The 5,171-nt window shown below is 75.4% G+C and carries 5 protein-coding genes; 2 read left to right on the forward strand and 3 right to left on the reverse strand.

Annotated features, from left to right (window positions below; genetic code table 11):
- Positions 1 to 762, forward strand: a 762-nt coding sequence (locus K6I33_RS31575; protein WP_229357976.1) for a phosphatidylinositol-specific phospholipase C/glycerophosphodiester phosphodiesterase family protein, incomplete at its 5' end; no start/stop codon positions are given.
- Here the strand turns inward: K6I33_RS31575 and K6I33_RS31580 are convergent.
- A complete protein-coding gene (locus K6I33_RS31580; protein ID WP_229357977.1) occupies positions 710 to 1,207 on the reverse strand; it encodes a hypothetical protein in 498 nt (165 codons plus the stop codon). The genes K6I33_RS31575 and K6I33_RS31580 overlap by 53 nt on opposite strands.
- 280 nt (positions 1,208 to 1,487) lie before the next feature.
- Here K6I33_RS31580 and K6I33_RS31585 point away from each other — a divergent pair, with 280 nt between their 5' ends.
- Positions 1,488 to 1,766 (forward strand): hypothetical protein, encoded by a 279-nt coding sequence (locus K6I33_RS31585; RefSeq protein WP_229357978.1) that lies wholly within the window; start codon positions 1,488 to 1,490, stop codon positions 1,764 to 1,766.
- A 145-nt stretch (positions 1,767 to 1,911) separates the two neighbouring features.
- On the opposite strand, the gene K6I33_RS31590 is transcribed toward K6I33_RS31585, so the two are convergent.
- Both K6I33_RS31590 and K6I33_RS31595 read right to left on the reverse strand, forming a co-directional pair.
- Positions 1,912 to 2,853 (reverse strand): SWF or SNF family helicase, encoded by a 942-nt coding sequence (locus K6I33_RS31590; protein WP_374286311.1) that lies wholly within the window; start codon positions 2,851 to 2,853, stop codon positions 1,912 to 1,914.
- On the reverse strand, positions 2,850 to 5,171 hold a 2,322-nt coding region (locus K6I33_RS31595), incomplete at its 5' end, for a DEAD/DEAH box helicase (protein ID WP_229357979.1). The genes K6I33_RS31590 and K6I33_RS31595, both read right to left, overlap by 4 nt.

Below are 5,171 nucleotides of genomic sequence, written 5' to 3' on the forward strand. Positions count from 1 at the left end.
GAGACCGGGCGCGCCAGGCCCCCGCTGCGCCGCGCCCACGCGCACAACGACTACGAGCACCCCCACCCGCTCACCGACGCCCTCTCCCACGGTTTCAACAGCGTGGAGGCCGACATCTGGCTGGTCGGGGACGAGCTCCTCGTCGCGCACGACCCCTCCGGGCTCGACCCCGCACGCACGCTCGAATCCCTCTATCTCGGCCCCCTGCTGCGCCGCGTCAGAGCCAACCGCGGCCGGGTGTACCGGGGATACGACCTGACCCTTCAGCTGCTCATCGACATCAAGACCCCGGGCGACGCCACCTACCGGGCCCTGTCGCGCCATCTGCGCCCGTACCACTCGATGCTCACCGCGTGGTCCGGCGGGCGGGTCCGCCGCGCCGCGGTGACCGCCGTCGTCTCGGGGGACCGGGGCGCCCGCGCCCCCATGGAGGCGGAGCGGACACGCCACGCCTTCTACGACGGCCGTCTCACCGACCTCGGTGGCGCGCCCGCCTCCTTCGCGCCCCTCGTCAGCGACAACTGGGGGCAGAACTTCACCTGGCGGGGGGTGGGTCCCATGCCCGGCCCCGAGCGGGCCGCCCTCCGGCGGATCGTCGCCACCGCGCACGCCGAGGGGCGTGCGGTCCGTTTCTGGGCCACGCCGGACGCGCCCGGCCCGGCGCGGGACGCGCTCTGGCGCGAGCTCCTCGCGGCCGGCGTGGACTACCTCAACACGGACGATCTGGCAGGTCTGGAGGCGTTCCTGCGCGCAGTTCGTTGAGCACCCGGCACACTTCCGCGTCCCGGACCGCGGGCAGCAGAAGCGCGACCGCCTGCACCAGCTTGCCCAGCACGAAGGTCGTGTCGGGCGTGGCGCGCACCAGCTCCCGCACCCTCTCCGTGTCCTTCCGCCACACGGATTCGAGCAGCACTGCGACATCCGGTGCGGCCTCCTCGTCCGTCTCCACCCAACCGGGCTCGTCCGGTACCCGGCTGACGAGGTGCCGCAGCACCCGGTCGGCGACATCGGGCAGGTAGGCCTTCCGGAGGGCCTCGTTGGCGATCCAGACGAGCGCGGCGACGAGGTCCCGGGCCTCCTCGGCCGCCATGGACCCGGGCAGCGAGTCGTCGAACGCCGCCTGATTGCCGTGCCGGAAGGCGAGCAGAAGGCGGGCCGCGCCCGCCTTCGCCTCGACGGCGCGTGTCCGTGTGATCTCGGCAGTCATCGGTGGAATCGTACGGTTAGCGGATATTTATCGCGGTAATGCGGCATTATCGGCGGGTCGTCGGAATGTCCGGTTCCGGAGTGGATCCCGTAGCGGAACGGTCACCGCGCGGGCCGGGCCGCCGCGGCCGGGGGACGCTGGCCGTATGGCCACCCCACCAGGCCCCCCGCCGGGGCCGCCAGCCGGCCCGCCGTACGGACCCCACGGACCGTCCGGCGGCTTCGGCCCCACCTGGCAGCCGGACCCGCCGCCCCCGCCCGGCGGCGGGGGAGGATGGCGGGTGGCGACGGCCGCGGCCGCGCTGCTGGGGGTCGCGGCCCTCGCGGTGGGGGCCGTGGTGCTCCTGGGCGGCAAGGGCTCCGGAGACGGCACGCCGGGCCGCAGCGCGGGGCCGACATCCGGCACCGCCTCGTCGTCCTTCCCGCTCCCGACCGGGCTCCCGTCGGGCCTGCCCAGCGGACTGCCATCCGAGCTGCCGTCGGGGCTGCCGTCCGGGTTCCCGTCGACGCTGCCCTCGACTCTCCCGTCGGGTCTGCCGACGGACATCTTCGGGCTGTAAGGACGCGCATCTTCCGTGTCCGGCGCGCTACGGCGTCCCGTAAGGGGCGCGGGGCCGTGCCGATACGCAGCTACCGCCGCGTGGGCGCGACCAGCCCCGACCGGCCCGCAGCTGCCGGACCGCGCTTGTACGTGACGGCTGCCGCTCAGCCGGCCTCCGCGAGCCGTGCCACGACCCGCTCCGGCGGCCCGGCCGCGGCCAGCCGCTCCGCGTCCTCGCGCACCGTCGGCTCCCCGGCCACGGGCGTCAGCTCATGCCCCGGTGTCAGCGCCTCCGCCAGCAGCCGCCGCGCCCGGACCGCCGCGTCCCTCGCCAGGAACGCCAGGGCCTCGACATCGAGCCCGTGCGCCCCTTCGGCCCCGTCCGCCTCGTCGGCCAGGACGGGCGGCCGCCCCGCCACGTCCACCGGTGGCGGGGGATCCGGAAGCGGCGGTACGAGGCCGCGCCCCGCGAACGCCTCGCGCGCCGGTATCCCCGTGGGTGGCTCCGGCGTGCGCGAAGCGGCACGCGGAGCACTGCGCGCCCGCAGCTCCTCCATCAACTCCCGTTCCCCGCACCCCCGCAGCAGCAACAGGACGAGCGGTTCCCGGTCGAGCAGCCGGGCGACCTGGTGGCACAGCGCTGCCGAGTGGAGACAGTGGTCCCACGCCCCGCAGGCGCACTCGGCCTCCAGGTCGCCGATGCCGGGCAGCAGGTCGACGCCGGCCACGGCCGCGTCCTCGGCCAGATGCGGCGGCAGTTCCCCGTCCAGCAGTGCCGCGATGTGCTCGGGACGGTCGGCCACCACGTCCAGGAGCCGGTCCCAGTCGGCGTCCGTGAACCGCTGGACGACCACGTCCGAGCGGTACGGGGCGCCGTCCCGGTCCCGGACGAGCGCGGTGATCCGCCCCGGCCGGACGGACACCGCCCCGACCGCTCCCGCGCGGGCGTACCGGCGGCCGGCCTTCACCTGCTGGCCGTCCAGGGCGGAGTCCTCCAGCGCCTTGAGCCAGGCCCGGCCCCACCGGCTCGTGGCGAAGCCCTGCCCGGTCACCGGGGGCAGGGCCGCGAAGACGCGCTCCAGCTCGTCATGTGCCGTCGTCGTCATCGTCCGGTCCCCCTCAGTCGTACGAGCTCCGCCAGTTCGGCGTCGGTCAGTTCGGTCAGCGCGGCCTCCCCGGCGCCGAGCACCGCGTCGGCGAGGGCCTGCTTGCGCGCCAGCATCTCCGCGATCCGGTCCTCGACGGTGCCCTCGGCGACGAGCCGGTGCACCTGGACGGGCTGGGTCTGGCCGATGCGGTAGGCGCGGTCGGTGGCCTGGGTTTCGACCGCGGGATTCCACCAACGGTCGAAGTGCACGACATGACCGGCGCGCGTGAGGTTCAGGCCCGTGCCGGCCGCCTTCAACGACAGCAGGAAGACCGGGATCCCGCCCTCCTGGAAGCGCTGCACCAGCTCCTCCCGCCGTGCCACGGGCGTACCGCCGTGCAGCAGCGCGGTGGTCACGCCCCGCGCGGCCAGATGGCGTTCCAGGAGGCGCGCCATCTGGACGTACTGGGTGAACACCAGGACGCTTCCGCCCTCGGCGAGGATGGTGTCCAGCAGCTCGTCGAGAAGCTCGACCTTGCCGGAACGCCCCTCGATCCGGGGGCCGTCGCCGGCCCGGCCCGGCGCCCCGGGGACGTTCTCCTTGAGGAACTGGGCGGGGTGGTTGCAGATCTGCTTGAGCCCGGTGAGCAGTTTGACGATCAGCCCGCGCCGTTCGAGTCCGTCCGCCTCCGCGATCTCCGCGAGGATCTCCCGCACCACGGCCTCGTACAGGCCCGCCTGTTCCCCGGTCAGTGCGACCGGGTGGTCGGTCTCGGTCTTGGGCGGCAGCTCGGGCGCGATGCCCGGGTCGGACTTCCGGCGGCGCAGCAGGAACGGGCGGACGAGCGCCGCGAGGCGTTCGGTGGCCGCCGGGTCGGCGCCGCTCTCCACGGCCCGGGCGTGGCGCCGGCGGAAGCCGCCGAGCGTGCCGAGGAGGCCGGGCGTGGTCCAGTCGAGGATCGCCCACAGCTCGGACAGGTTGTTCTCGACCGGGGTGCCGGACAGCGCCACGCGTGCCTTCGACCCGATGGTGCGCAGGGCCTTGGCGGTCGCGGAGGAGGGGTTCTTGACGTGCTGGGCCTCGTCGGCGACGACCAGGCCCCAGCCGGTGCCCGCCAGCCGGGGCGCGTCCAGCCGCATCGTGCCGTAGGTGGTGAGGACGAACTCCCCCTCGCCGAGCGTGTCCAGGTCGCGGGACGCGCCGTGGAAGCGGCGGACCGGGGTGCCGGGGGCGAAACGTTCGATCTCGCGCTGCCAGTTGCCCATGAGGGAGGCCGGGCAGACCACCAGGGTGGGGCCGGCGGCCTCCGGGAGGGTCTGGCGGTGCAGATGGAGGGCGATCAGGGTGATGGTCTTGCCCAGGCCCATGTCGTCGGCCAGGCAGCCGCCGAGGCCGAGCGAGGTCATCCGGTTCAGCCAGTCGAGGCCGCGCAGCTGGTAGTCGCGCAGCGTGGCGGCCAGCGCGGCGGGCTGGACGACCGGTTCCCGGTGGGCCTCGGGGTCGGCGATGCGGTCGCGCAGCGCCGCCAGCCAGCCGGTCGCGTGGACCTCGACCGTCTCGTCGTCGTCGTTCCCGGTGGGAGCGCTGCCGGTGAGCGCGGCGCCCAGCGCCTCGGCGGGGGTGATCCGCCGGTCGCGCCGGTCGCGGGCGCGGCGCAGCGCCTCGGGGTCGACGAGCACCCACTGGTCGCGCAGCCGTACGACGGGGCGGCTCGCCTCGGCGAGCCGGTCCAGCTCCGCCCTCGACAGCTCCTGGTCGCCGATGGCGAAGCGCCAGCCGAAGGCGAGCAGTTTGTCGGCGGACAGCAGGGAGGGCATGCCCGAGCGCTGCCCCGACGCCTCGTCCGGCGGGCCGACGACGGCGCGGGCGGTGAACTCGCGGATCAGGTCCTTGGGCCAGTGGACCTCGACGCCCGCGGCGTCCAGGGCCCGGGCGGCCGCTCCGAGGAGCTCCCCGGTCTCCTCGTCGGCGAGGTCGACGGCGGTGGGTACCGCGGCCGACAGCAGGGGCGAGAGCGCGGGCCAGGCGTGGGCGGCGCGCCCCAGGGCGCGCAGCGCGTTCATGCGGGCGCCGCCGAGCGCGCGGCCCGCCGGTGACGCGCCGGACCACACGTCGGCGGCGTCGGCGACCAGAGCCGGGTCGGAGAGGCTGTGCACCTGCGGCACGGCCCGGAAGCGCGGGCGGAGCTCCTCGCCCGTCCTGCCGGACCCGGTCGGCGCGAGGACCTCGACGCGCAGGGAGAGCCGTACGGCCGTGTCGTACCCGGTGGCCCAGGCGCGCGCGGCGGGTACCCGCTGGGGCTCGGGGGCGGCGAAGGGGCGGCCGCCCCCGAGCCC

It is taken from the genome of Streptomyces sp. UNOB3_S3 (genome assembly GCF_020740895.1).
GTDB lineage: Bacteria > Actinomycetota > Actinomycetes > Streptomycetales > Streptomycetaceae > Streptomyces.

Coding starts and splice junctions, on each gene's coding strand:
- K6I33_RS31580 (WP_229357977.1), bottom strand. CDS start 1,207: ATGACTGCCGAGATCACACGGACACGCGCCGTCGAGGCGAAGGCGGGC.
- K6I33_RS31590 (WP_374286311.1), bottom strand. CDS start 2,853: ATGACGACGACGGCACATGACGAGCTGGAGCGCGTCTTCGCGGCCCTG.